This window comes from Nonomuraea thailandensis (assembly GCF_024172165.1).
GTDB lineage: Bacteria > Actinomycetota > Actinomycetes > Streptosporangiales > Streptosporangiaceae > Nonomuraea > Nonomuraea thailandensis.
The window spans coordinates 4,468,508-4,491,410 of the sequence record NZ_JAMZEB010000002.1 but is presented as its reverse complement, the minus strand read 5'-3'; the positions used below and the strand labels follow the sequence as shown (position 1 = coordinate 4,491,410).

Annotated in this window: 21 protein-coding genes; 10 read left to right on the top strand and 11 right to left on the bottom strand. The window is 75.3% G+C overall.

The genetic code is table 11. The annotated features are described in order from the left end of the window. Positions 1 to 78: 78 nt before the first annotated feature. Positions 79 to 1,071: an endonuclease/exonuclease/phosphatase family protein gene (locus tag HD597_RS24185; protein WP_253744979.1), complete on the bottom strand. Its 993-nt coding sequence runs from the start codon at positions 1,069 to 1,071 to the stop codon at positions 79 to 81. Between the two features lie 96 nt (positions 1,072 to 1,167). On the opposite strand from HD597_RS24185, the gene HD597_RS24180 reads away from it, so the two are divergent. Then, positions 1,168 to 2,484, top strand: coding sequence for an FG-GAP repeat domain-containing protein (locus tag HD597_RS24180; protein WP_253744978.1), 1,317 nt, complete (start codon positions 1,168 to 1,170; stop codon positions 2,482 to 2,484). A 148-nt stretch (positions 2,485 to 2,632) separates the two neighbouring features. On the opposite strand, the gene HD597_RS24175 is transcribed toward HD597_RS24180, so the two are convergent. After that, a complete protein-coding gene (locus HD597_RS24175; RefSeq protein WP_253744977.1) occupies positions 2,633 to 3,529 on the bottom strand; it encodes a hypothetical protein in 897 nt (298 codons plus the stop codon). Between the two features lie 180 nt (positions 3,530 to 3,709). On the opposite strand from HD597_RS24175, the gene HD597_RS24170 reads away from it, so the two are divergent. Then, on the top strand, positions 3,710 to 6,118 hold the full coding sequence (locus HD597_RS24170; protein ID WP_253744976.1) for a WD40 repeat domain-containing protein: 2,409 nt from the start codon (positions 3,710 to 3,712) through the stop codon (positions 6,116 to 6,118). 79 nt (positions 6,119 to 6,197) lie between these two features. Here the strand turns inward: HD597_RS24170 and HD597_RS24165 are convergent, their stop codons facing one another. The 3 genes from HD597_RS24165 to HD597_RS24155 all read right to left on the bottom strand — a co-directional run bounded on the left by HD597_RS24165 (position 6,198) and on the right by HD597_RS24155 (position 10,460). Then, positions 6,198 to 7,319, bottom strand: a complete 1,122-nt coding sequence (locus HD597_RS24165) for a cobalamin-independent methionine synthase II family protein (protein ID WP_253744975.1) — start codon at positions 7,317 to 7,319, stop codon at positions 6,198 to 6,200. A gap of 100 nt (positions 7,320 to 7,419) precedes the next feature. Beyond that, positions 7,420 to 9,768, bottom strand: coding sequence for an ABC transporter permease (locus HD597_RS24160; RefSeq protein WP_253744974.1), 2,349 nt, complete (start codon positions 9,766 to 9,768; stop codon positions 7,420 to 7,422). Then, positions 9,765 to 10,460, bottom strand: coding sequence for an ABC transporter ATP-binding protein (locus tag HD597_RS24155; RefSeq protein ID WP_253744973.1), 696 nt, complete (start codon positions 10,458 to 10,460; stop codon positions 9,765 to 9,767). The genes HD597_RS24160 and HD597_RS24155 overlap by 4 nt, the downstream gene beginning before the upstream one ends. Before the next feature lie 129 nt (positions 10,461 to 10,589). On the opposite strand from HD597_RS24155, the gene HD597_RS24150 reads away from it, so the two are divergent. Together HD597_RS24150 and HD597_RS24145 are read left to right on the top strand one after the other, a co-directional pair. Beyond that, the gene (locus HD597_RS24150; RefSeq protein ID WP_253744972.1) at positions 10,590 to 11,504 is read left to right on the top strand and encodes a sensor histidine kinase; all 915 of its coding nucleotides are present in this window, start codon (positions 10,590 to 10,592) and stop codon (positions 11,502 to 11,504) included. Beyond that, positions 11,501 to 12,178: a response regulator gene (locus HD597_RS24145; protein WP_253744971.1), complete on the top strand. Its 678-nt coding sequence runs from the start codon at positions 11,501 to 11,503 to the stop codon at positions 12,176 to 12,178. Before HD597_RS24150 ends, HD597_RS24145 begins: the two co-directional genes overlap by 4 nt. Before the next feature lie 3 nt (positions 12,179 to 12,181). Here HD597_RS24145 and HD597_RS24140 read toward each other — a convergent pair whose 3' ends face one another. Next, entirely contained in the window at positions 12,182 to 12,658 is a 477-nt protein-coding gene (locus tag HD597_RS24140) for a hypothetical protein (protein WP_253744970.1), read from the bottom strand. A gap of 398 nt (positions 12,659 to 13,056) precedes the next feature. Here HD597_RS24140 and HD597_RS24135 point away from each other — a divergent pair, with 398 nt between their 5' ends. Genes HD597_RS24135 through HD597_RS24120 form a run of 4 tightly spaced genes read left to right on the top strand, consistent with a single transcriptional unit; the run spans position 13,057 to position 16,145 of the window. Then, positions 13,057 to 13,470, top strand: coding sequence for a TOBE domain-containing protein (locus HD597_RS24135; protein WP_253744969.1), 414 nt, complete (start codon positions 13,057 to 13,059; stop codon positions 13,468 to 13,470). A gap of 10 nt (positions 13,471 to 13,480) precedes the next feature. Further along, positions 13,481 to 14,287 (top strand): molybdate ABC transporter substrate-binding protein, encoded by an 807-nt coding sequence (gene modA, locus HD597_RS24130; protein ID WP_253744968.1) that lies wholly within the window; start codon positions 13,481 to 13,483, stop codon positions 14,285 to 14,287. Then, positions 14,284 to 15,117: an ABC transporter permease gene (locus HD597_RS24125; RefSeq protein WP_253744967.1), complete on the top strand. Its 834-nt coding sequence runs from the start codon at positions 14,284 to 14,286 to the stop codon at positions 15,115 to 15,117. Before modA ends, HD597_RS24125 begins: the two co-directional genes overlap by 4 nt. Then, entirely contained in the window at positions 15,099 to 16,145 is a 1,047-nt protein-coding gene (locus tag HD597_RS24120) for an ABC transporter ATP-binding protein (protein WP_253744966.1), read from the top strand. Before HD597_RS24125 ends, HD597_RS24120 begins: the two co-directional genes overlap by 19 nt. A 46-nt stretch (positions 16,146 to 16,191) precedes the next feature. On the opposite strand, the gene HD597_RS24115 is transcribed toward HD597_RS24120, so the two are convergent. After that, positions 16,192 to 16,551 (bottom strand): gamma-glutamylcyclotransferase family protein, encoded by a 360-nt coding sequence (locus HD597_RS24115; protein ID WP_253744965.1) that lies wholly within the window; start codon positions 16,549 to 16,551, stop codon positions 16,192 to 16,194. Positions 16,552 to 16,753: 202 nt separating this feature from the next. On the opposite strand from HD597_RS24115, the gene HD597_RS24110 reads away from it, so the two are divergent. Continuing rightward, complete coding sequence (locus HD597_RS24110; RefSeq protein WP_253744964.1) at positions 16,754 to 18,013, top strand: MFS transporter; 1,260 nt, start codon at positions 16,754 to 16,756, stop codon at positions 18,011 to 18,013. A 3-nt stretch (positions 18,014 to 18,016) separates the two neighbouring features. Then, positions 18,017 to 18,616, top strand: a complete 600-nt coding sequence (locus tag HD597_RS24105; protein WP_253744963.1) for a VOC family protein — start codon at positions 18,017 to 18,019, stop codon at positions 18,614 to 18,616. Between the two features lie 3 nt (positions 18,617 to 18,619). Here HD597_RS24105 and HD597_RS24100 read toward each other — a convergent pair whose 3' ends face one another. From HD597_RS24100 to HD597_RS65930, 4 genes are all read right to left on the bottom strand, one after another. Continuing rightward, positions 18,620 to 19,813, bottom strand: a complete 1,194-nt coding sequence (locus HD597_RS24100) for a flavin-dependent oxidoreductase (protein WP_253744962.1) — start codon at positions 19,811 to 19,813, stop codon at positions 18,620 to 18,622. A gap of 144 nt (positions 19,814 to 19,957) precedes the next feature. After that, positions 19,958 to 20,236 (bottom strand): MoaD/ThiS family protein, encoded by a 279-nt coding sequence (locus tag HD597_RS24095; RefSeq protein WP_253744961.1) that lies wholly within the window; start codon positions 20,234 to 20,236, stop codon positions 19,958 to 19,960. Positions 20,237 to 20,257: 21 nt separating this feature from the next. Beyond that, positions 20,258 to 21,646 (bottom strand): trehalose-6-phosphate synthase, encoded by a 1,389-nt coding sequence (locus HD597_RS24090; protein ID WP_253744960.1) that lies wholly within the window; start codon positions 21,644 to 21,646, stop codon positions 20,258 to 20,260. Then, the gene (locus tag HD597_RS65930) at positions 21,643 to 22,902 is read right to left on the bottom strand and encodes an MFS transporter (RefSeq protein ID WP_253744959.1); all 1,260 of its coding nucleotides are present in this window, start codon (positions 22,900 to 22,902) and stop codon (positions 21,643 to 21,645) included. Before HD597_RS65930 ends, HD597_RS24090 begins: the two co-directional genes overlap by 4 nt. Position 22,903 lies beyond the last annotated feature (1 nt).

Sequence of the window (22,903 nt, the reverse complement as noted above, 5' to 3'; positions counted from 1 at the left end):
CATATTCACGTCATGGGCGGATCGGGCGGGACATCGCCGAATTGAAATTCTCCCCCACGGTTATTCGGCGCCGCCGGCTCAGCCCTTGATCCGCAGGTCCGCGAAGAGCGCGCGATGATCGGAGCCCGGCACGTCGAACACCTGCACCCCCGCCGCCGACGCCCGCCCGTCCGTCAGCACGTGGTCGATGGCCACCAGGGGAGGCAGCGAGCGCCCGTGCGGCCAGGTCGGGACCAGCCCCTGCCCCGTGGAGGCCGCCGCGTCCGTGTAGCCGGTGTCCAGCAGCCGGCGGAAGACCGCGTGGTCGAGGGTGGCGTTGAAGTCGCCCGCCAGGATCCTGGGCGGCCCGGAGGCGGGCGCGGGCGGCAGGGCGGACAGCCCCGCCTCCCACTCCGGCACCGTCGAGGGCACGGGCGCGACCGGGTGCACGACCACCACCTCCACGGCGGGCCCGCCGGGCGGTGACACCTCCACCACCGGCATGTGGTGCCCGACCGGCTGGAACAGCCCCGTGCGCTCGGTCATCGGATGGCGCGAGTAGACGCCGCTGCCCTCCGGGCCGCGGAAGTCGGCCCTGCCGACGTGGTACGGCAGCAGCTCCGTCAGCCCGGCCGCCGCCAGCCGTTCCCGAGCCGAGTACGTCAGCTCCTGGATGCTCAGCACGTCCACGTCCAGCCTGCGCGCCAGGTCGACGATCACCGCCGCGTCGCCGCGCCCGCCGTTGAGGTTGGCCGTCAGCACCCGCAGCGCCCGGCCGCCGGCGGAGGCCTCGCCGCCGCCGATCGCCCGCGGCAGCACGCACCAGGCCAGGCAGGCGCACACCGCCAGCATGATCGCGATCGCGGCGCGGCTGCGCAGGAGCGCCGCGACCCCCAGCGTCAGCAGCGCGGCCACGGCGAAGTAGGGCGTGAAGGAGACCATCGGCACCAGGAAGACGCCCGCCTCCAGCCCGCCGAGCCGCACGGAGGTCCCCGCCGCGAACAGCACCGCCACCCCGGCGGCCACCCGCCTGCGCCACACCGGGCGGGGCCGTGCCCGCCGCTCCGTCTCCACAGCCTCTCGCACCAGCACAGCCGCCCACGTTAAGCGGGCTTTCTTAACGCCACATGAGGATCGGGCCCGCCGGAGCATGAGGAAGCACGGCCCGCTGCCCTAGGCTGTCGGGCTGTGCGGCGACAGTCGATGATCTTGCTGGTGGCGGCCATGACGCTCGCGGGCTGCGGGGGCGGATCGCACGCTGATGGGCCGGCGGCCTCGCCCGCCCCCGGGTCCAGCACGCCGCCGGCCACCGCACCGCCTGGCCCTACGACGGCCTCACCCCGCTCCGGGTCCGCCTCGGCCCCGGCCAGGAGCGGGCAGCCCGACGACGTCAACGGCGACGGGTACGCGGACCTGGTGGCGGAGTTCGGCCCCGCGGACGGCAGGCGCCTGGGCGTCGTCCCCGGCTCGGCGGCAGGGCTCGTCCCCGCGAAGGGGGCGGTGGTGCCGCCCGGCACGTTCACCTCGTGGCTGATCGGCGGCGGCATCAGGGCCGATCTCGACGGCGACGGCTTCGGCGACGTCCTCGCCTACGGAGGGCCGGACGGCGAGCCGCAGGGCGCGCACATCTTCTGGGGAGGCAGGAGCGGCATCGCGGCGACGACCCGCCCCACACCCGTGCGCCGGCCCGCGACGACCGAGCCGGCCGGCTCCCGCGCCGTCGCGGGCGACTTCGACGGCGACGGCGCCGCCGACGTGGCGATGGCCACCCCGCCCGCGTCCGGCGGGCTCGCCGCGGACCTGACCCTCCTGTACGGGCCGTTCACCAGGCAGGGCGCCCCGGCCCGCAGCGAGACCCGGCCGTCGCCGACCGGCGGGGACTTCTGGAGGATGACCGCCGACGGGATCGACGGCCGCCGCGCCACCGCGCTGCTCGTCCACGAGGGCGACGACGGCGAGCAGGTCAGCGGCCGGCTGCTCGCCGCCGGCCCCGGCGGCCTGCAGAAGACCGGCAGGACGCTCAACCCGGGCATGTCGGCCGCGTTCGGCGACTTCGACGGCGACGGCGCCAGGGACGTCGCGGTCGGCGACGACGGCAGCCGCAACAACGAGCCCGGCTACGAGACCGAGCCGCCCTCCGTGCACCGCACGCTGACGGTCTACTACGGCGACGGTCGGCAGGCGGTCTTCAAGGGCTCCGCCGGCGCCGCCGTCTCCGGCGACTTCGACGGCGACGGCCGCGACGACCTCGCCTTCGGCGGCGCGGCGCCGTCCCGGCACGTGAGCGCCACCGCGCCGAAGGTCTTCTGGGGCGGCGCGGGCGGCCTCGTGCCGGGCGGGGCAGTCGCGGGCCTGGGCGAGGCCGCTCCGCTGGCGGCGGGCGACTACGACGGCGACGGGGACGACGAGCTCGTGTTCGTCAGGGGAGAGGACGACTCGGCCGTCGTGGTGACGGACGGGAAGCAGGCGGTGTCGCGCTTCGAGACCCGCGACGTGCCGTCATGAGCGCCGCAGCGCCCTGAGGTCGTCGCCTCCCCGATGCGACGAGGTCGTCGCGTCCCCCATGCGGCGCCGTCTGCGAGCGCCGTCTGCGAGCGCCGTCTGCGAGCGCCGTCTGCGAGCGCCGTTCAGGGCGGCCTGGAGGCCCTCCCGGTCATTCGCGGGCGCGCATCCAGAGCTCGACCAGCTCGTCGGTGTCGGCGGTCAGGAAGGCGACGCTCTTCTCCTGGTGGTCGACCTGGATGCCGACCGGGCGCAGGTCGGGCACGAGCGTGCCGTACAGGGCCTGCGGCTCGGGCTGCTCCTCGTACGCGCCGGGCCGCCACCAGTAGACCTGCGGGCTGACCGGCTTGTCCCCGGAGTCGAAGAGCTGCCGGGACAGGTCCTGCAACGCCTCCATCGCGGCGAACAGGTGCACGTCGCCGATCTCGTGAACGAGCATGTACTCGGGCAGCGGGAAGGACACCAGCGCTCCGTGCGGCGCCTGCCCGGTGTGCCGGCGCAGGACGTGCGCGTGCGCGCCGACGTAGTGGTGGGTGCCGCCGACGTGCGTGACCGGCACGCCGTGGACGGTGGCGGACTCGGCGTAGTGCGGCTCCTTGTCGATCGAGTGCTGCAGCGCCGCGCCGAAGACGGACTGCTCCCGCAGCTCGCCGAGCCTGGCCCGGTCGAGCGGCACGATCGAGTCGGGGTAGTCGATCACGACGGCCTCGGCCAGCCCGGGGGCCAGCCGCCTGGCCACCAGCCCGCCGAGCAGGTCGCCGAGTGCCTCCTCCGGGTACAGCCGCACCCGCAGGTCCTGCTCGGGGATCTCGGCGGAGGCGCGCTCGAACGCCCTGGCCGCCTGGTCGGCGTAGGCCGCCGCGGCCTCCGCCAGGCCGTCGGGGCCGAGGCCCTGGGCGTGCTCGCGCCACGCGGCGATGTCGGCGTTCGCGCTGGAGCCGCCCGCCAGGGTGATGCTGATCGTGGAGGGGCCGGGCAGCGTCGCCTCGATCCCCCGGTCCGCGAAGGCACGCAGCAGGGCCTGGCCGATGACGTCTGTTTCCATCATGGAGGCCGAACCTATCGGGACTTCCCGGCAAGAACGGAATCGAGACGCCCGCGGTGAGGGCAGCCGGGCGGCGACGGGGTCTACCGTGACGGGTGACCCCGTCGTCCGTGGAGGTCCGCGGTGTTCGAGCGGCTGCGCTCAATGGCCAGGCCCCGTCGCGGGTGGGGGAGAGCCGCCGCGGTGGTCGTGGTGGTCGTGCTCGTGGCCACCACCGCGGTCCTGGCGGTCATGAACGTACGGGCCGGCGCCGAGCGCGATCGAGCCCTCGCCCAGCGCGACCTGGCGCTCAGCCGGCGGCTCGTCGCCCAGAGCCAGGTCCTCGCGGCCACCGAGCCCCGGCTCGCCCGGCTGCTCGCGGTGGCCGCCGCCCGGATCGCCCCGCCCGCCCCCGAGACCCGCGCCGGGACCCGCGCCGAGACCCGCGCCGCGATCCGGGCAGCGGTGGCCGCGCCGCAGCTCGCCGTGCTGCGCGGCCTGCCCGGTGAGGTGCACTCGGTCGCGTTCAGCCCCGACGGCGCCACGCTCGCGGCGACCGGCAGGGCCGCGCCGCTGCGCCTGTGGGACGTCTCCGGGCTCACCCCCGTGCCGTGGCCGGTGGGGGAGGAGCAGGGCGACGGCATGTCCGTGGCGTACAGCGCCGACGGCGGCCACCTGGCCGTGGCCGGCGCCGACGGGGGCGTACGCGTCTGGGACACCACCACCCGCCAGGCGTGGACCGGCGGCGGCAGCACCCCCTGGGCCAGGCAGTGGACCGCCTTCAGCCCCGACGGGTCCCTGCTGGCCACGACCGCCGGCTCCGCGGGCGCGTCCACGCTGTGGGACGTCCGCACCGGTGCCCCGGTCGCCGCGCTGCGCTCGCTCGACGGCGCTCCGGGACCGGTCGCGTTCAGCCCCGACGGCACGCTCATCGCGGCCGCCTACCCGGGCGGCCCGATCAGGACGTTCGACGCCGAGTCGGGCATGCTGACGGGCGACCCGCTCGAACCGGCCGCCGGCAGCGTGACGCCCGAGCCCCGCGAGGAGGTGGCCGCGCTCGCGTTCAGCCCCGGAGGCGGGTTGCTGGCCGGCACCACGGGCAGCGAGCACGTCCAGCTCTGGGACGTCGCCACCCGCCGGCCCGCCGGCCGGCCGCTCACCGGACACACCGGCCTGGTCACCTCGGCGGCCTTCAGCCCGGACGGCCGCGTCCTGGCCACCGCGAGCCAGGACCACACGATCAGGCTCTGGGACGTGCGGGGCCGCCGCCCGCTGGGGGAGCCGCTGACCGGGCACACGCACGCCGTCAACGCCGTCGCCTTCAGCCCCGGCGGGAACCTGCTGGCCAGCGCGGGCGCCGACGCGACCGTACGCCTGTGGCGGATCCCGCGCGGCACCCGCCACCCGCTCACGCTCCCCGGCGGCGACGGCCGGGTCCCGGCCGACCGGCCGGTCCCCGCCCGCTGGTACGAGCGCCGCGACAGCACGCAGGCGGTGCTGAGCGGCGACGCCGGGCGGCTCGTGGTCCAGCCGTACGACGGGACCCGGCCCGGCTACGGCAGCCTCTGGTCGTGGGACGTGCGCGCGGCCCGCTGGCGCGGCGAGCGGCTGCGCATCCGGCCCGACGACCTCGTGGACGGGCTGGCGGTCAGCCGCGACGGCCGCTCGCTGGCCGCCTCAGGGAGCGACGACGCCGGGCACGGCCTGCACACCGCCATCCTCGGCGGGCCCTCCTCCGTGCGCGGCCGTCCTCTCGCCTACAGCCCGGACGGGCGCCTGCTCGCCACGGCCGTCCAGGAGGCCACGGCCGTTCCGGACGCCGAGGTCCAGGTCTGGGCGCTGCCCGAGGGCAAGGCCAGGGGCGGGACCGCGTCCGGGCAGTCGGGGCGGATCACCGCGGCGGCTTTCGACGGCACCGGCGCCGTGCTGGCCGCCGGCGCCTCGGACGGCACGGTGCTGCTGTGGGAGACGGCGACCGGCAGGCGCCTCGGCCTGCTGCGCGCCCACACCCTCCCGGTCACGTCGCTGGCCTTCGCCCCGGGCGGCACGCTGCTCGCGACGGCGAGCGAGGACCGGACGGCCCGCCTCTGGGACGTGGCCGCGCCCGGCTCGCCGGGCACGGCGCCGGATCGCGAGCCCGAGGCGGCGCCGGATCGCGAGGCGGCGCCGGACCGCGCGCCCGAGACGGCCTCGGCCGGGGCGCACGACGCGGCCTGGGCCCGTGCGCGCGGTGCCGCCCTCATCGGGCACACCGGTCACGTCCACGCCGTGGCCTTCGCCCCCGACGGCGGCTACCTCGCCACCGCCGGTCAGGACGGCACCGTGCGCCTGTGGGACAGCGCCACCGGCCGGCCGCTCGGACCACCGCTGGCCGGGCACGGCGGCGAGGTCCGGGCGCTGGCGTTCACGGCGGACGGCAGGACGCTGGTCGCCGCGGCGGCCGATCTCGTGCAGGTCGCCGGCGACGCCTACGCCGTCTGGAAGTGGGACACCTCAGCCCTCGCCGCCGACCCGGCGACCACCGCCTGCGCCCAGGCGGCCCGCCCGCTCACCCGCGAGGAGTGGGCGGAGCACGTGCCGGACCTGCCGTTCCGCGACGTCTGCCGCAGCTGACCGCACCCCCCGATGACCGGGAGGCCGCCGGCGGCCGGCCGCATGCCGCTCACCGCCGCCCACCAGGCGGCCCGCCCGCTCAGCCCCAGACCATCCGTGCCGTCTCCACCACCAGCTCCAGCTTGCGCCGCTCCTCGTCCACCGTGAGCAGGTTGCCCCGGGAGGTGGAGGCGAAGCCGCACTGCGGGCTGATCGCGAGGTTCTCCATCGGCACGTACTTGGCCGCCTCGTCGATGCGCCGGCGCAGCTCGTCCTGCGACTCCAGCGCCGGCACCTTGGAGGAGACGAGCCCGAGCACCACCGCCGTGCCCTCGGGCACGAAGCGCAGCGGCTCGAACCCGCCCGCCCGCTCCGTGTCGTACTCCAGCAGGAACCGGTCCACCGGCACCTCGCCGAACAGCCGCTCCGCGACCGGGTCGTACCCGCCACTGGCCGACCAGGCGCTGCGGTTGTTGCCCCGGCACAGGTGCAGGCCGACCGTGACCTCCGGGTCCAGCTCCTTGATCGCGCGCACCTGCTGGACGTCGAGGCCGACCGCCGCGTCGAGCAGCACCTCCGCGTCCGGCGCGGCGGGCCCCAGCAGGCGGGCGCGGAAGTCGGGGTCGATCACGAAGTCGTAGGCCAGCGAGTCGAGCTGGATCCACCGCACGCCCTGCGCCAGCAGGCCCCTGATCTCCTCGATCCGCAGCGCGACCAGGTCGCGGAACAGGTCGGCGGGAGTGGGGTAGGTGGCGGCGCTGAGCTCGGGATGCCACAGGAGGTTCCCCATGGACGAGCTCACCATGGTGATCTTGTACGGGCCGGGGGCGTGCCGGGCCAGGAAGCCGGCCTCGACGGCCGACAGGTTCGTCCTCTGGGTGAGCCTGCCGGTCGCCGCCACCAGGTCCCAGGACGTCTCCTCCGGCGGCACCGGCTCGCCGTCGCCGCGCCACCACGCGGTGGAGGGCAGCGGGACGGGCGACACGCCGCCCAGCGACTCCAGGATCCCGGCGAGCCAGGTCTGGCGCCGCATCTCCCCGTCGGTGAACACCTCCATCCCCGCCTGGCGCTGCAGCTCGATCGCGGCCAGCACGGCGGCGTCCTCCACCGCGGCCAGCTCCTCGGCGCTCAGCTCGCCGCGCTTGCGCGCCTGCCTGGCCTGCAGCAGCTCGGGCGGGCGCAGGAGGCTGCCGACGTGCTCGGCATGGGGTGTCGCGGGCATGCGTTCCTCCTCGACGTGCGATGAGGGCGCGGACCGAAGGGCGTCTCGCGCCGGTCGTACGATCAGCGTCCACCGCCCCGAGGCGGCCGTCCAGCCCCGTTCACTCGTTGTGCAGCACGGTCGCGATGGTCTGCCGCGCCGCGGACCGGGCCGGGACGAGCGCGCCCAGCACCGCGATCACCACGCCCGCCGGCGTGAGCAGCGCGAGCAGCGGAGCCCGCCACACCTCCACCATGAACGCCGGCAGCGCGATGCCGGCCGCCTCGGCCATGGCCGGGACGACGAGGCGGTGCGCGGCCACGCCGACGGGGACGCCGAGCAGCCCGCCCGCCGCGCCGAGCGCCGCCATCGACGTCACCATCATCACCGTGACCTGGCGCGGCGTCATCCCGATGGACTTCAGCACGCCGATGTCGCGCCGCCGCTCCCTGGCGTCGAGCACCACGGTGTTGAGGACGCCCAGCGCGGCGACGGTGCCCAGCAGCACCGTGAGCAGGGACGCGAAGCCGATGACGGCCACCGTGGCCGGGTCGCTGGTGGACTTGGCGACCGGGTGCAGCCCGGGGTCGGCCGCCCTGACCGCGGCGTTGTAGGACTCGACGCCGGTGCCCGGGGCGAGGCGGACCTCGTACTGGGTGGCGCGCTGGTCCGGCGCGAGCGCGGTCAGCGTGTGCCAGTCGGCCTGGATCAGGTCGGCGGCGCCGTCCATGGTCGCGCCGACGACTGTCGCCTCCGCCCGCCCGCGCCCCAGGGACAGCGTGAGCCGGTCGCCGACCGCCAGGCCCCGCTTGACCAGGAACGCCGAGGGCGCCACCACCTCTCCCCGGCCGCGCAGCCAGCGGCCCTCGACGAGCGTCTCGCCCAGCGTGCCGGAGTCCCCGCGCAGGAACCTGCCCTGGATCGGCTGCGGGTGCCCCGCCAGGTGCAGGGTCACCCACGCGTCGGCGGTCACGTTCATGGCGCCGGGCAGGCCGCGCAGGAGCGCCTCGATCCCGGCGTCGCCGTGCCGGGGCGGCGTCTGGTGGTTGCGGGCCTGGCCGGCGTGGACCACCGTGTGCACGTGGCCGACGCGCTGGGCGGCGGCGCCGTACGAGGTCATCGTCATGGACAGGCCCGTGGCCAGCGTCACCGTGGCCGCGCCGAGCACCACGGCCGCCAGCGTCAGCGCGGCGCGCCCCGGCCTCGCGAACGGCAGGCCCAGCCCGAGGCTGACCGGACGGGGCAGCGGCGCGCCCGCGAGCAGCCGCTGCACCCGCAGCCCCCGCCCCCGCCCGGGAGGCGCGCCGGCGCTGATCGCGCGGGCGGCGGTCAGCCGGTGCGCGCGCAGCGCCGGCACCAGCGCGGCGAGCACGGCCACGGCCGGCATGCCGGCGAGCGTGGCCGCGTACACCCAGGGGCTCGTCGTGGCGGTGAAGACGCCCGCCCCCACGTCGTCCAGCAGCGGGCGCGCGGCCACGGCGCCCGCCGCGGTGCCGAGCGCGGCGCCCGCGACCGCCGGGACCAGGACCATCGTGAGGTAGACGGCGACGACCTGGTTCGGGGTGAAGCCGAGGGCCTTGAGCAGCCCGATGTGCCGGTGGCCCGCCACGACCGCGCCGCTGACCACGTTGACCGCGATGAGGACGGCCACCACCAGGCCGAGCACCCCGAACACGGTCAGGAAGGGCAGGAAGGCCGCCGCCGCGCGGCCCGCGTCGCGCTGGACGACGAGGTACGACTGCGAGCCCAGCAGCGCCCCGGCCGGCAGGCCCGCCGCGATCGCGGCCGTGCCCGCGCGGACCTGCGCGTCGGTGCCGGCGGCGTGCAGGCGGTAGAGCAGCTGCGTCGCGGCCGGGCGCAGCGCGGCGGCCTGGCCGGGGGTGACCCACGCCTCGGAGCTCCTGCTCACGCTGGAGGCCAGGCCGACGACGGTGAACGCCTGCCCCTCGCGCACGGTGAACCGCACCCCGACCAGGAAGGAGAAGAAGCCGTTCGCGGGCCGGTCCAGCACGATCTCTCCGGGGCGGGCGGGCCAGCGCCCCGCCCAGAGGTCCAGCCGGTCCACCGGGCCGCCGGGGGAGGAGCGGCCGACGACCGTGAGCGGCCCAGGCGGCAGGTGCTCGAACGTCTCGGGGATCGTGACCACCGCCTGCGCGAACGGGCCCGCCACCGCCTCCACCCCGCGAGGCCGGGCCGCGAGCGCCGCCCGCGTGACCCTGCCGGGATCGTAGGAGGCCACGACGTGCGCGCCCCGCTGCCCCTCGAAGGCCCGCTCGAACGGCGCCGACACGCTCTCCAGCAGGCCGAGCGCCACGACGATCGCCACCGTCGAGCAGAACACCACGACCCCGAGCACGAACGTCTGCACCCGGCGCCGCCGCACCGCCGCCCGCGACGCCCGCCACACGGCGCCCCCGCCGTGCCACACGGCACCCGCGCCCCGCCGGGCGACGCCTCGCCGCACTCTCATGACGTGCGTTCCAGGCTGTGCTCGGCCACCACCCGCCCGTCGCCGAGCTCGACCGTGCGGCTGGCGCAGCGGGCGGCCAGGGCCGGGTCGTGCGTGACGATCAGCAGCGTCTGCCCGATCTGGTTGAGGTCGATCAGCAGGTCCATCACCTGCTCGCCCGAGCGGCTGTCGAGCGCCCCGGTCGGCTCGTCGGCCAGCAGCAGGGCCGGCCGGTTCATCAGCGCCCTGGCCACGGCGACCCGCTGGCGCTCCCCGCCGCTCAGCGCCGCCGGGTAGGCGTTCGCGCGCCCGGCGATGCCCAGCTCCTCGAACAGCTCCATCGCCCGGTCCCTGGCCTGCCGGGCGGGCGTGCCGGTGAGCTGGGCGGCCAGCGCCGCGTTGTCCAGGGCGGGCAGGTCCTCGATGAGGTTGAAGAACTGGAAGATCATCCCGATGTGCCGGCGGCGGAACAGCGCCAGGTCCGTCTCGCTCATCGCCCCCAGATCCTGGCCGCCGACCTCGACCGTGCCCCGCGTCGGACGGTCCAGGCCCGCGATCAGGTTGAGGAGCGTGGACTTGCCGCAGCCCGACGGCCCCATCACCGCGACCGCGTCCCCCGCGTGGACGCGCAGCGAGACGCCGTCCAGCGCCCTGGCCGCGCCGTACTCCTTGTGGACGTCGCCGAGCCGCACGACGAGCCGCTGAGTGTTCATGGCACGAAGCTAGATCGCGGAACCCCGGGGGCGCATCCCGCCGGGGATGTAGCCGCGGCGGGGCGTCATCCCGTGGATGTAGGGCCGGGGGAGGATGCCGATCGCCGCGGGCCGCGCGAAGATGATCGGGTGTGGGAATGGCCGGCCGCCGCGCTGACGCTCGCCTGCTGCTCGACGGGGTGGATGGCAGTGGCCCTCGTGCGTACGCGGCGGCGCTACCGGGCCGTGCTGGCCGAGCAGGGGCGGCTGCTGGAACGCGAACGGGACAGGGCCGCCCGCGCGGCCGTGGACGCCGAGCGGGCCAGGATCGCGGCGGAGCTGCACGACATCGTCAGCCACAACGTGAGCCTCATGGTCGTGCAGGCCGGGGCCGCCAGGGAGGTGCTGCCCACGATGCCGGGCGAGGCCGAGACCGCGCTGCGGGCCGTCGAGGCGGCCGGCCGGGACGCGATGACCGAGCTACGCCACCTGCTGGGGCTGCTCGCGCCGTCGCCCGACGGTGATGACGGTGACGGGGCCGGTCTGGCGCCACAGCCGGGGCTGGGGCAGCTCGGCGCGCTGGCCGATCGGATCGCGTTCGCCGGGCTGCCGGTGGAGGTGCGGATCTCCGGCGAGCCGCGCCCGGTCCCGGCCGGGATCGACGTGACCGCGTACCGGATCGTGCAGGAGGCGCTGACGAACGCGCTCAAGCACGGGGAGGCGGCCAGGGCCGAGGTGAGCGTCCGCTACACCGACCAGTACCTGCGGGTGGAGGTGCTGAACAGCGGCCCCAGCGTCCTCACCGGCGCCACCCCCCGCCACGACGGCGAGCGCCAGGCGGGCGGACCGGCGCGCGGGCGGGACGGCGCGTCAGGGCGGGACGGCGCGCGGTCGGGCGGCACGTCCGGGGGCGGGCGGGACGGCGCGCGGACGGGTGGTGGGGCCGGGCGCGGGCTGGTGGGCCTGCGTGAGCGGGTCGCCGTGTACGGCGGCGACCTCGACGCGCGGCGCCGGCTCGGCGGCGGCTACCGGGTACGGGCCAGGATCCCGCTGGAGCGCCCGTGAACGCGACCCCCCGGGTGCTGATCGCCGACGACCAGGAGCTGGTCCGCGTGGGGTTCCGGCTCATCCTGACCGCGCGCGGCATCGACGTGGCCGGCGAGGCCGCCGACGGCGGGCAGGCGGTGGAGCAGGCGCGCAGGCTCGCCCCCGACGTGGTGCTGATGGACATCCGCATGCCCGGCATGGACGGCCTGGAGGCGACCCGCCGGGTGCTCGCCCACGACCCCCACTGCCGGGTGATCATGCTGACCACGTTCGACCTCGACCGGTACGTCTACGCCGCCCTCACGCTCGGCGCCAGCGGCTTCCTGCTCAAGGACGTCACCGCCGAGCACCTGGCCGCCGCCGTCCGCCTGGTCGGCACCGGCGACGCGCTCCTGGCCCCCTCGATCACCCGCCGCCTCGTCGAGCGCTTCGCCGCGTCCGACCGCGTCCCCGGCCCGCCGCCCGCCGGCGCGCACGCGGACCTCGCGACGCTGACGCCGCGCGAGCTGGAGGTGCTGACGCTCATGGGCAAGGGCCTGTCGAACGCCGAGCTGGCGTACGCGCTGACGCTCAGCGAGGCGACGGTGAAGACGCACGTCGCCCGCATCTTCACCAAGCTCGCGCTGCGCGACCGCGCCCAGGCGGTCGTCGTCGCCTACGAGACGGGCCTCGTCACGCCCGGCGGCGACTGACGCTCACACCAGGCCGACCGTGAAACCCTCGTCCCTGATCCCCAGGTACGCCCCCGGGCGGTGCTGCCGCATCGCCCGCTCGATGACCGGGATGTGGCGAGGGCTGGAGCCGAGCGGCAGCCGGTAGCCGTTCTCGACGGTGTGGAACTCCCACAGGTGCTCCATCTCCTGATGCCAGCGCACGCCGAAGGCGTCGAAGACGAGCCGGCGCGGGCGGGCGACCTTCTTCCACGCGATGAGGGGTAGCAGGCCGATGCCCAGGAACACCAGCCCCACCAGCCCGACGGCGACCGCGGTGCCTTCACTGCCCGTGGTCTGCCCCGTCAGCGCCGAGAGGATCGCGACCAGCCCGATCACGCCCGCCACCGCGCCGCCGGCCAGCGCCCTGACCTTGGTGTCCGCGCCGACGTCGAGCACCACGGGAGGCGCAGGCTGCCGGCGGGGGGCGTCGTGGGAGGGCTGCTCAGGGCCGTACGTCATGGCAGGCCAGGCTAGCGGCAGCCGTCCCGTCACGTTTCAGGGTTCTGCGAAGAGTGCGCCCCTCGCGAATTTTGCCCGCCCGCCCCTTCGTTGATCCACATGAACAGGCGTGGGAAGGGAGCATTCGTGGCGCAGGCCGGGGCGATCGCGAGCATCGACGGATGGATCGGGCGGGAGACGGACGTGGACCGGGTCGTGGCCGCGCTGACCTCCGAGAACGCGGGGCCGGTCGTGGTGGCGCCCGAGCCGGACGGTGTCTGGCGCACCGGACGAACGCGCCCGGCGGGGCGGCACGATGCCCAACCTCGCGAATGCCAGGGAGATGTGCGAAAGCAAGCCGCTGTTGCGGCGGCATACCGGCTTCCAGCCTGGAAAGTGCGGAGGTAGAGTGTGGGCTTGTGACGACGTTCGGGATCAGTGAGGCCGCGGCGCTGCTGGGGGTCAGCTCCGACACCGTCCGCCGGTGGGTGGACGCGGGCAGGCTGGCCGCCGAGCGCGACGAGCACGGCCGCCGGCGGGTGAACGGCGCCGACCTGGCCGCCTTCGCCCGCGCGCAGATCGAGGAGGCCGGCGACGGTGGCCGCTCCTCGGCCCGCAACCGCTTCAGGGGCATCGTGACCGAGGTGATCCGCGACGCGGTGATGGCGCAGGTGGAGATCGCCGCCGGGCCGTTCAGGGTGGTGTCGCTGATGAGCCGCCAGGCCGCCGACGAGCTGGGCCTGGAGGCGGGGGTGGTGGCGGTCGCCGTGATCAAGTCCACCAACGTCGTCGTGGAGATCCCCGGTCACGAGCGCGTGGCCGGCCAGGTGTGAGGAGCCGTCCTTGGTGTTCAGGCGTCTTTCCCGATGGGCGCTCGCCCTGCCCGTCGCGCTCGCGCTGGCGGGCCTGGCCGGCTGCGGCTCCGGCTCCGGCCCGGGCGCACCGGCCGCGTCGGCCTCCGGCGCGGGGGCGAAGGAGGTGACGGTGTTCGCGGCGGCCTCGCTGAGCGGCACGTTCACCGAGCTCGGCAAGGTCTTCGAGAGCGCGCACCCGGGCACGACGGTGCGGTTCAACTTCGGCTCCAGCGCCACGCTGGCCCAGCAGATCACGCAAGGGGCGCCGGCGGACGTGTTCGCGGCGGCGAGCCCGGCCACCATGAAGACGGTCACCGACGCGTCGCTGGCGGCGCCGCCGGCCACGTTCGTGCGCAACAGGCTGCAGATCGCCGTGCCCGCCGACAACCCGGCCGAGGTGGACGAGCTGAAGGACCTGGCGGACCCACAGGTGAAGGTGGCGCTCTGCGCCGAGCAGGTGCCGTGCGGGGCGGCGGCGGCCAAGGCGCTGGGCGCGGCCGGGCTCAAGGTCACGCCGGTCACCCTGGAGCAGGACGTCAAGGCCACGCTGACGAAGGTGGAGCTGGGCGAGGTGGACGCGGCGCTGGTCTACAAGACCGACGTGATCGCCTCGGGCGGGAAGGTGCGGGGCATCGCGTTCCCCGAGGCCGGCCAGGCGGTCAACGACTACCCGATCGCCGCCCTGACCAGGGCTCCGGCCGGTGAGCTGGCCGGGCGGTTCGTGGACCTGGTGCTGTCGCAGCAGGGCAGGGACGTGCTGACCAGGGCCGGCTTCGAGGCGCCCGGATCGCCATGAGCTCACCCGTGCAGGAACAGCCCGCCCCGGCCCGGCCGCGCCGCGAGGTCTCGGCGCGGCTGCCGTGGATGCTGGTCGTGCCCGCGCTGGCGGGCCTGGCCTTCCTGGTGCTGCCGCTGGCGGGGCTGCTGGTCCGGGCGCCGTGGTCCACGCTGCCGCAGCGGCTGGCCGAGCCGCACGTGCTGGAGGCGCTGCGGCTGTCGCTGGTGACCGCCACGGTCGCCACCGCCGCGTGCCTGCTGCTCGGCGTGCCGCTGGCCTGGCTGCTGGCCCGGGTCGAGTTCCCCGGGCGGCGGGTGGTGCGGGCCCTGGTGACGGTGCCGCTGGTGCTGCCGCCCGTGGTCGGCGGCGTGGCGCTGCTGCTCGTGCTGGGCCGGCGCGGGCTGGCCGGGCAGTGGCTGGAGTCGAGTTTCGGGATCACGCTGCCGTTCACGACCGCCGGTGTGGTCGTCGCGGAGGCGTTCGTCGCGATGCCGTTTCTGGTGATCAGCGTGGAGGGCGCGTTGCGCGGCGCCGACCAGCGCTTCGAGGAGGCGGCCGCCACGCTCGGGGCCTCGCGGTGGACGGTCTTCCGCCGGGTGACGCTGCCGATGGTGATGCCGGGCGTGGTGGCGGGCGCGGTGCTGTGCTGGGCGCGGGCGCTCGGCGAGTTCGGGGCCACGATCACGTTCGCGGGCAACTTCCCCGGCACCACGCGGACGATGCCGCTGGCCGTCTACCTGGCCCTGGAGACCGACCCGGAGGCGGCGATCGTGCTCAGCCTGGTGCTGCTCGCCGTGTCGGTGGTCATCCTGGCCAGCCTGCGCGACCGGTGGGTGAGCGCGCCGTGACGCTCGACGCCAGGCTGGTGGTCACCAGGCCCGCCTTCACCCTCGACCTCGGCCTGCGGGTCGCCCCCGGAGAGGTGGTGGCGCTGCTCGGCCCGAACGGCGCCGGCAAGACCACCGCGCTGCGCGCCCTGGCCGGGCTGACCGCCATGTCCGGCGGGCACATCACGCTGCGCGGCAGGCCGCTGCACACGCTGCCCGCCGAGAGCCGCCCGATCGGCATGGTCTTCCAGGACTACCTGCTCTTCCCGCACCTGACCGTGCTCGACAACGTCGCCTTCGGGCCGCGCTGCCAGGGCGTGTCCAGGGCCGAGTCCCGCCGCGCCGCCGCCGAGCTGCTGGAGCGCGTCGGCCTGGCCGACCGTGCCGGCGCCAGGCCGCGGCAGCTGTCCGGCGGCCAGGCCCAGCGGGTCGCGCTCGCCCGGGCGCTGGCCGTACGGCCCGAGCTGCTGCTGCTGGACGAGCCGCTGGCGGCCCTCGACGCGCACACCCGGCTGGAGATCCGCTCCCGGCTCCGCCGCCACCTCGCCGACTTCGACGGCGCCACCGTCCTGGTCACCCACGACCCCCTCGACGCCATGGTGCTGGCCGACCGGCTGGTCGTCATCGAGCGGGGCGCCGTCGTCCAGCAGGGCCCGCCGGCCGAGGTGGCCCGCCGCCCCCGCACCGACTACGTCGCCCGCCTCGTCGGACTCAACCTGTACCGGGGCGTGGCCGACGGGGCCAGGGTGAAGGTGGGCGAGCTGATGCTGCACACTTCTGAACACCTGGAAGGGGCCGCGTTCGTGGCCTTCCCGCCGGCCGCCGTCGCCCTCTACCGCACGCGCCCCGACGGCAGCCCCCGCAACCTGTGGGAGGCCCGCATCGACGGCATCGAACGGCACGGCGACAACGTACGCGTCCACCTCGACGGCCCCGTCGCCGTCTTCGCCGACATCACCCCCGCCGCCCTGGCCGACCTCGACCTGACCCCGGGCCAGCGGATCTGGGCGTCGGTCAAGGCGACCGAGACCCACGCCTACCCCGCCTGACCCTCGCGGAAGCGGGCGCCCGCGACGCCGCCTCCCGCTGAGGAGGTCATTCCCCCCGTTCGCCATGGTCCGCCGCGTACACCCACGCCTTGAGCCCGGACGCCAGCGGCACGAGCGCACGCCGGTAGTCGTCGACCTCGTAGGCGTCGGCCGCGGCGAGCTCGCCGGGGGTGAGCCGCAGCGCGGTGCCCTCGACCAGGTCGTCGGGGTCGCCCGTCGCGGTCAGGATCGGGTGGTGCGTGGCGCCGCTGACCGCGATCACGTGCGGGTCGGTGATCTCCAGCATGGACAGCCGGTAGCCGGGCAGCCGGTCGGGCGTGCCGGCGATCTCCCGCCCGAACACGGAGAGCTGCACCTCGCGCCGGCGCAGCGTGCCGTACGAGAACACGATGACCTGATCGTCCATGCGGCCCATTCTCTCCCGGGCCCGCTCCTCCGCCGCGGCCGGTGCCCGTTGTCCCAGCGGGACAACGAAGCCGCCAGGCGATGTCGGAACGGACAATGCTCGGCCAAGGTTGGCGAACCTACCCTTGCCCGACAACGCATCCGATTACCGACTTCATGGCAGGCCACCCGTGACCGCTGTCCCCGCGGCGTCTCAGAAAGAGATGCGCAAGGTCGCAAGCGCGAGCTTCATCGGCACCGCGATCGAGTTCTACGACTACTACATCTACGGCACCGCCGCCGCGCTGGTGCTGAACGAGGCGTTCTTCCCCAGCCTGTCGCCCCTGGCGGGCACCCTGGCCTCGCTGGCCACCTTCGCCATCGGCTTCGTCGCCCGGCCCTTCGGCGCGATCCTGTTCGGCCACTTCGGCGACCGCGTCGGCCGCAAGGCGGTGCTGGTGGTGTCGCTGCTGCTCATGGGCCTGTCCACGGCCCTGATCGGGCTGCTGCCCGACTTCTCCACGATCGGCGTGGCCGCGCCGATCCTGCTGGTGCTGCTGCGCATCCTCCAGGGCATCGGGCTGGGCGGCGAGTGGGGCGGCGCGGCGCTGCTGGCCACCGAGTACGCCCCGCGCGAGCGCCGCGGCCTGTTCGCCTCCGCGCCCCAGCTCGGCTCGCCGGTGGGGTACTTCGTGGCGACCGCCGTGTTCTGGGCGCTGTCGTCCTGGCTGCCCGCCGACGCCTTCCAGTCGTGGGGCTGGCGGGTGCCGTTCCTGCTGTCGTTCGTCCTGGTCGTCATCGGGCTGCGCATCCGGCTGCAGATCGCCGAGACCCCGGCCTTCGCCGCGTTCAGCGCCAAGGCCGAGGCGGCCAAGCTGCCGATCGCGCAGGTCGTCCGCCGCAACCCCAGGGAACTGCTGCTCGGCGCGGGCGCCATCGTCGTGGTGTACGTGATGTTCTACACCGCCGCCACCTACTGCCTGACCTACACCACCAAGACGCTCGGCATCCCGCGGCCGGCGATGCTGGCGCTCACCCTGGTCGCCGTGGTCGTGCTCGGCGTGAGCACGTACCTGGTCGCCAGGTTGTCGGACCGGCTCGGGCGGCGCAAGCTCGTCATCGCGGGCGCGGCGTTCGGCGTGGTGTGGGGCTTCCTGCTCTTCCCGCTGCTCGACACCAGGAACTACTTCCTGATCGCGGTCGCGCTCAGCGGCGCCCTGCTGTGCATGGGCATCGTGTACGGGCCGATGGGCGCGTACCTGCCCGAGCTGTTCGCCACGGACGTGCGGTACTCGGGCGCGGGCGTCGCCTACAACCTGGGCGGCGTGCTCGGCGGCGGCGTGGCCCCGCTGCTCGTCGCGCAGATCAGCGAGAGCGCCGGCACGACGGGGGCGGGCTGGTTCATGAGCGGCATGGCCCTGCTGTCGCTGCTGTGCGTGCTGGCCCTGCCCGAGACCCGCGACCGCGACCTGACTAGGGTCTGAGCCATGCTCGATCATCTCGTGTACGCCACGCCCACCCTCGACGACACCGTGGCCGCGCTGGAGAAGGCGCTCGGCGTGCGGCCCGCCGAGGGCGGCAGGCACCTGGGCCTCGGCACCCGCAACCACCTGCTCGGCCTGGGCGGCCCCCGTTACCTGGAGATCGTCGGGCCGGACCCGGAGCAGCCGGAGCCGGACGGGCCGCGCTGGTTCATGATCGACGAGTTGACCGGGCCGCGGCTGGTCAACTGGTGCGTGCGTCCCGCCGACCTCGACGCCACCCTCGCCGAGGCGCGCCGGCACGGCCACGACCCGGGGGAGCCGCGGGCCATGTCGCGCCGCACCACGGACGGCGACCTGCTGGAGTGGCGGCTGACCATGCCCTCGCGCGACCCGCTGACGCCGTTCCTCATCGACTGGGGCACCACCGTGCACCCCGCCGAGCGGGGCCTGCCCGAGGTGCCGCTGCTCTCCCTGACCGGCCGGCACCCCGACCCGGAGCAGGCGCGGGCCCGCTTGCGCGGGCTCGGGGCGGAGCTGGAGGTCGAGCGCGGCGACGCGGCCGGCCTGGTGGCCCGCCTGGCCGGGGGCGTCGTCCTGACCTGATCCTCAGGCGCCGCCGCGCGGCACCGACCAGCTACGGCGCGCGTTGAGCGTGGCCGGCTCGAAACCGGCCAGCTTCTTGTAGCGCAGCGCGATCTCCTCGCGCTCGGCCAGCGGCATGACGTCCTCGATGTCGCCGAACCCCCGCGGCGCCCGCTCGTGCGTCAGCCGCAGGATGACCTCGGGACCGTCGCCGCGGTTGGCCAGCACGACGTTGCCGGTCACCGGCCGGCGCTGCTCCTCGTAGAACTCCAGCCCCAGGCCGCCGGCCAGCGCGTACGCCAGCACCCGCGCGTCGATCACGGCCTGGGTGCCGCCGTTGGAGCCGGTCGGGTACATCGGGTGCGCGGCGTCGCCCATCAGCGTCACCCTGTCCGTGGACCAGTACGGCAGCGGATCGCGGTCGACGAGCGGGTACTCCAGGACCTGGTGCGCGTCCGCGATCAGCGCGCGCACGTCCAGCTCGTCGCAGTGCCAGCCCTCCACGTGGGGCAGCACCTTCGCCACGTCCACGGGCTGGTTCCAGTCGCCGCGGGGCACGCCCTCGACGTGCGCCGTGCGCTGGATGGCCCAGTTGACGAGCTGGGTGCCGTCGTCCTCGGGCGGCGCGATGGGGTAGATGACGAGCTTCTGCGTGCTGTCGCCGACCATGAGCATGGACCGGCCGGTCATGAACGGCCTGGCGTACGTGGTGCCGCGCCACAGCACGTCGCCGCCCGGCAGCGGCTCACCCTCGCCGGGGAACAGCGCCTGCCTGACGGTGGAGCGGATGCCGTCGGCGCCGACGAGCAGGTCCGCGTCGTGGTCGAGGCCGGTGACGGGGGAGCCCAGCACCACCGCGCCGGGGCCGAGGCGCTCGCGTACGGCCTCCAGCAGCATCATCTGCAGCCGGCCGCGGTGGATCGAGTACTGAGGCCACCGGTAGCCCGCGGCCAGCCCGCGCGGCTCGGACCAGATGCGCTGCCCGCGCGAGGTGAGGAAGGTCAGGTCCGCGGTCGCCACGCCGATCGCGGCCAGCCGGTCGGCCAGGCCGAGCTCGATGAGCTCGCGGATGGCGTGCGGGAGGATGTTGATGCCGACCCCCAGCGGGTGCAGCTCCGCCACCGCCTCGTGCACGGTCACGTCGGTGATGCCGGCGGCGTGCAGGCTCAGGGCGGCGGTCAGCCCGGCGATGCCGGCGCCGGCGATGACCACGCGCATGGAACGGTCTCCTCGAAGCCGTCTTGCGGGACACGGTCAACCTGATCGCAAAGATACTTGACCAAGAGTTGATCGGCCAGAGCCCGGCCGCTCCCCGCCGCGGGCGGACAATGGTGTGGGCGGGGGAGCCGCCCACACCGGCTCTCACGCCCCGCCGGCCACCGCCGCGAGGATGGTGACGTTGTCGCCCTTGGCGAGCGGGGCGTCCAGCGTGCGGCGGACCGGGATCTCGCCGTCGTTGATGAAGACGTTGATGAACCTGCGCAGCCGCCCGTCGTCGCCGACCAGCCGGGCCCGCAGGCCCGGATAGCGCTGGTCGAGGTTCTCCAGCAGCTCCGCGAGGTCGCCGCCGGCCGCGCGGACCGAGCGCTGCCCCGACGTGTACGCCCGCAGCGGCGTCGGGATGTCTACCTTGATCTCCACGTGTCCTCCATGGTGTCGTCGTCAGCCGGGGAACACCGCCCGCAACCACGCCTGCGGGCTCTCCCTCCTGAGCAGCTCCCTGCGCGCGACCGCCAGGCCGGCCGGCGGCGCCCCGCCGTCCAGGGCCTGCTCGATCGCCACGCTCATCTGGTGCGGGTCGAACGGGTCGAGCGTGCCGGCGTAGGGGCCGAGCTGCTGGTGCACGCCGGCGTTCTCCGAGATCAGCAGCGTGCCGTCGTCCGGCAGCAGGTACGCCGCCTCCTTGGCGAACAGGTTCAGGCCGTCGTAGGTGGAGTTGACCAGCGCCGCCCGGCTCGTCCCGAGCGCGGCCACCACGCAGTTGCGCGAGTCGTCGCCGGGGCCCGGGTAGATGAGCGTGGCCGCCTGCCTGCCCGGCGCGCCGAAGCGGGCGTTGATCCGCTCGACGATCGCCTCGGTGCGCCGCTGGTAGTCCAGGTGCCGCTCGGCGGCCCTGCTGGGAGTCGTCACCACCGCCGCGAACCAGCACCGCGCGGCCAGCTCGGGCCGGCGCAGCAGCATCGTCTCGTAGGCGAGGAACCCGCGCGGCAGGTTCTTCCACAGGTCCAGCCGGTCAGCCCGCACCAGCGTCCGCCGTCCTGCCGCCAGCTCCGCCAGCCGCCCCGCCCAGCGCGCGGTGGCCGGCTCGTGCCGCATGCGCTCCAGCACGTCGTGGTCCACGGGGAACGGGACGGACACCACCCGCGTGGTGTGCCCGCCGCCCGTCACCGTGCGGCCTTCTACCCGCACGCCCGGCAGGAACCGCGCGCAGCAGGCCAGGAACGCCTCGGCCCACCGGTCGCAGTGGAAGCCGACCACGTCGCAGCGCAGCAGGCTCTCCAGGACGCGGGTGCGCAGCCGGCCGGGCAGGATGCCGTAGTAGTCGGGCTCCACCCACGGCGTGCCCAGGAAGTACGTCATGCGGCCGCGGCGGTCGCCGGGCTCGGCGTCGAAGTACTCCGGCACCAGCATCAGGTGGGGGTCGTTGATCAGCACGTGCTCGTCGGCGCCGCCCGTGGCCAGCTCGCCCAGCCGCTTGGCGTAGGCCTGGTTGACCGCCTCGTACGCCGCCCAGGACTCCAGCAGGTCCCCGTCGAAGACCGGCTCCGCCGAGGTGTCGTGCATGTAGTGGAGCAGGCCGAGCAGGAGCCGGATGGAGATCACGTCGTAGTGGTGGTGCCGGACGTCCTCGGGCAGCTCGATCGGGTGCAGCCGGATGCCGCCCGCCAGCCGTGCCGGCGTGGAGTCCTCCGGAGGCGCGGTGAACACCCAGTCGCCGCCGTGCTCGTTCAGCAGGGCGACGAGCATCGGGGCCAGGCCGCCGGGCGAGCGCGGGCGCAGGGTCCCGGCGTCCCATCGGGGGCAGGTGTTGCTGCAGGTGAGAAGCTTCACGGTCGTCCTCGCGAGCGATAGGAGTGGATGAGGGCGCCCAGCGCGACGAAGGCGCAGGCGAGCGAGAACACGGGGTAGCCCGCGGCCGCGGTGATCACGCTCGCGACCGGCGCGGCCAGCATCGCGGCGAGCTGCATCACCACCTCGCCGACGCCCTCGACGTGCGGGCGCAGCCCGGCGGGCACGGCGGCGGCCAGCATCGCGCTGCCCGTGACGACGCCGCAGTTCCAGGCCACGCCGAGGAGCAGCAGGTGGATCGTCATGGTGGCCGTGCCGCCCGGGCTCACCAGCAGGCCGATCAGGCACACCGCCAGCAGCAGCACCCAGCCGAGCACGACCACGGGCAGGGCGCCGAAGCGGTCGGCCAGGTGGCCGGTGAGCGGGGACGGCGCGAACATGCCCGCCACGTGCAGGGCCACGATGAGCCCGATCGGCTGCAGCCCGTGCCCGTGCTCCAGCAGGTGGACGGGCGCGACCGACATGAACGCCACCATGACGAAGTTCGCCACGGCGAGCGTGACGAGCGCGCTCCTGACCTGGCGCCCGCGCAGCCCGCCGAGCAGCTCGGCCCTGCCGGGCGCGCGGACGCCGCGGTGGGAGAGCACGGGCGCGGCCCGCCCCAGCACCGGGAACCGGGGGACGGACGCCGCCGCGAACATCAGCGCGGCCAGCCCGAACGCCACCACGGCGACCAGGTACAGCCCGGCCAGCCTGGGCAGCCCGGCCGCCTCGGCGAGCGCGCCGCTCGGCCCGAGCAGCAGCGGGCTGAGCACGGCTCCGGCCGCCGTCGCGACGAACACGGCGCCCAGCGCCAGGCCGCGCCCCCTGGCGCTGCCGACGCCCAGGGCGGCGTACCTGGCCATGAAGACGGAGGAGTTGGCGACGCCGAGCACCACGCTGCCGGCGAGCAGCAGCGGGACGGAGCGCACCACCGCGGCCAGGATGACGATGATCGCTCCGGCGACGCCCACGAGGTAGCCGATGGCCAGGCCCCGGCCGCGCCGTCCGCGCCCGGCCTGGGCGGAGACGAGCACGGCTCCGGCGGCCGAGCCGACGACGAGCAGCGCGACAGGGAGCCCGGCGGCCGCGCTCGTGCCGGCCAGTTCGGCGCCGAGGAGCGCGCCGGCGGTTCCGCCGGCGGCCAGGCCGGTGCTGCCCGTCGCCGTGGCGGCGGCCAGCAGGGCCAGCACGCCGCCCGGTGAGGGGGCCTTTCCCGGGAGCTCACGCGGTCCGCGCGCGTCGATCTCGGAGGACACG

What these genes read in the sequence shown, in the direction of transcription:
- HD597_RS24175 (WP_253744977.1), bottom strand. Translation starts at nt 3,529, where the DNA reads ATGATGGAAACAGACGTCATCGGCCAGGCCCTGCTGCGTGCCTTCGCG.
- HD597_RS24165 (WP_253744975.1), bottom strand. Translation starts at nt 7,319, where the DNA reads ATGCCCGCGACACCCCATGCCGAGCACGTCGGCAGCCTCCTGCGCCCG.
- HD597_RS24160 (WP_253744974.1), bottom strand. Translation starts at nt 9,768, where the DNA reads ATGAGAGTGCGGCGAGGCGTCGCCCGGCGGGGCGCGGGTGCCGTGTGG.
- HD597_RS24155 (WP_253744973.1), bottom strand. Translation starts at nt 10,460, where the DNA reads ATGAACACTCAGCGGCTCGTCGTGCGGCTCGGCGACGTCCACAAGGAG.
- HD597_RS24140 (WP_253744970.1), bottom strand. Translation starts at nt 12,658, where the DNA reads ATGACGTACGGCCCTGAGCAGCCCTCCCACGACGCCCCCCGCCGGCAG.
- HD597_RS24125 (WP_253744967.1), top strand. Translation starts at nt 14,284, where the DNA reads ATGAGCTCACCCGTGCAGGAACAGCCCGCCCCGGCCCGGCCGCGCCGC.
- HD597_RS24115 (WP_253744965.1), bottom strand. Translation starts at nt 16,551, where the DNA reads ATGGACGATCAGGTCATCGTGTTCTCGTACGGCACGCTGCGCCGGCGC.
- HD597_RS24110 (WP_253744964.1), top strand. Translation starts at nt 16,754, where the DNA reads ATGCGCAAGGTCGCAAGCGCGAGCTTCATCGGCACCGCGATCGAGTTC.
- HD597_RS24105 (WP_253744963.1), top strand. Translation starts at nt 18,017, where the DNA reads ATGCTCGATCATCTCGTGTACGCCACGCCCACCCTCGACGACACCGTG.
- HD597_RS24100 (WP_253744962.1), bottom strand. Translation starts at nt 19,813, where the DNA reads ATGCGCGTGGTCATCGCCGGCGCCGGCATCGCCGGGCTGACCGCCGCC.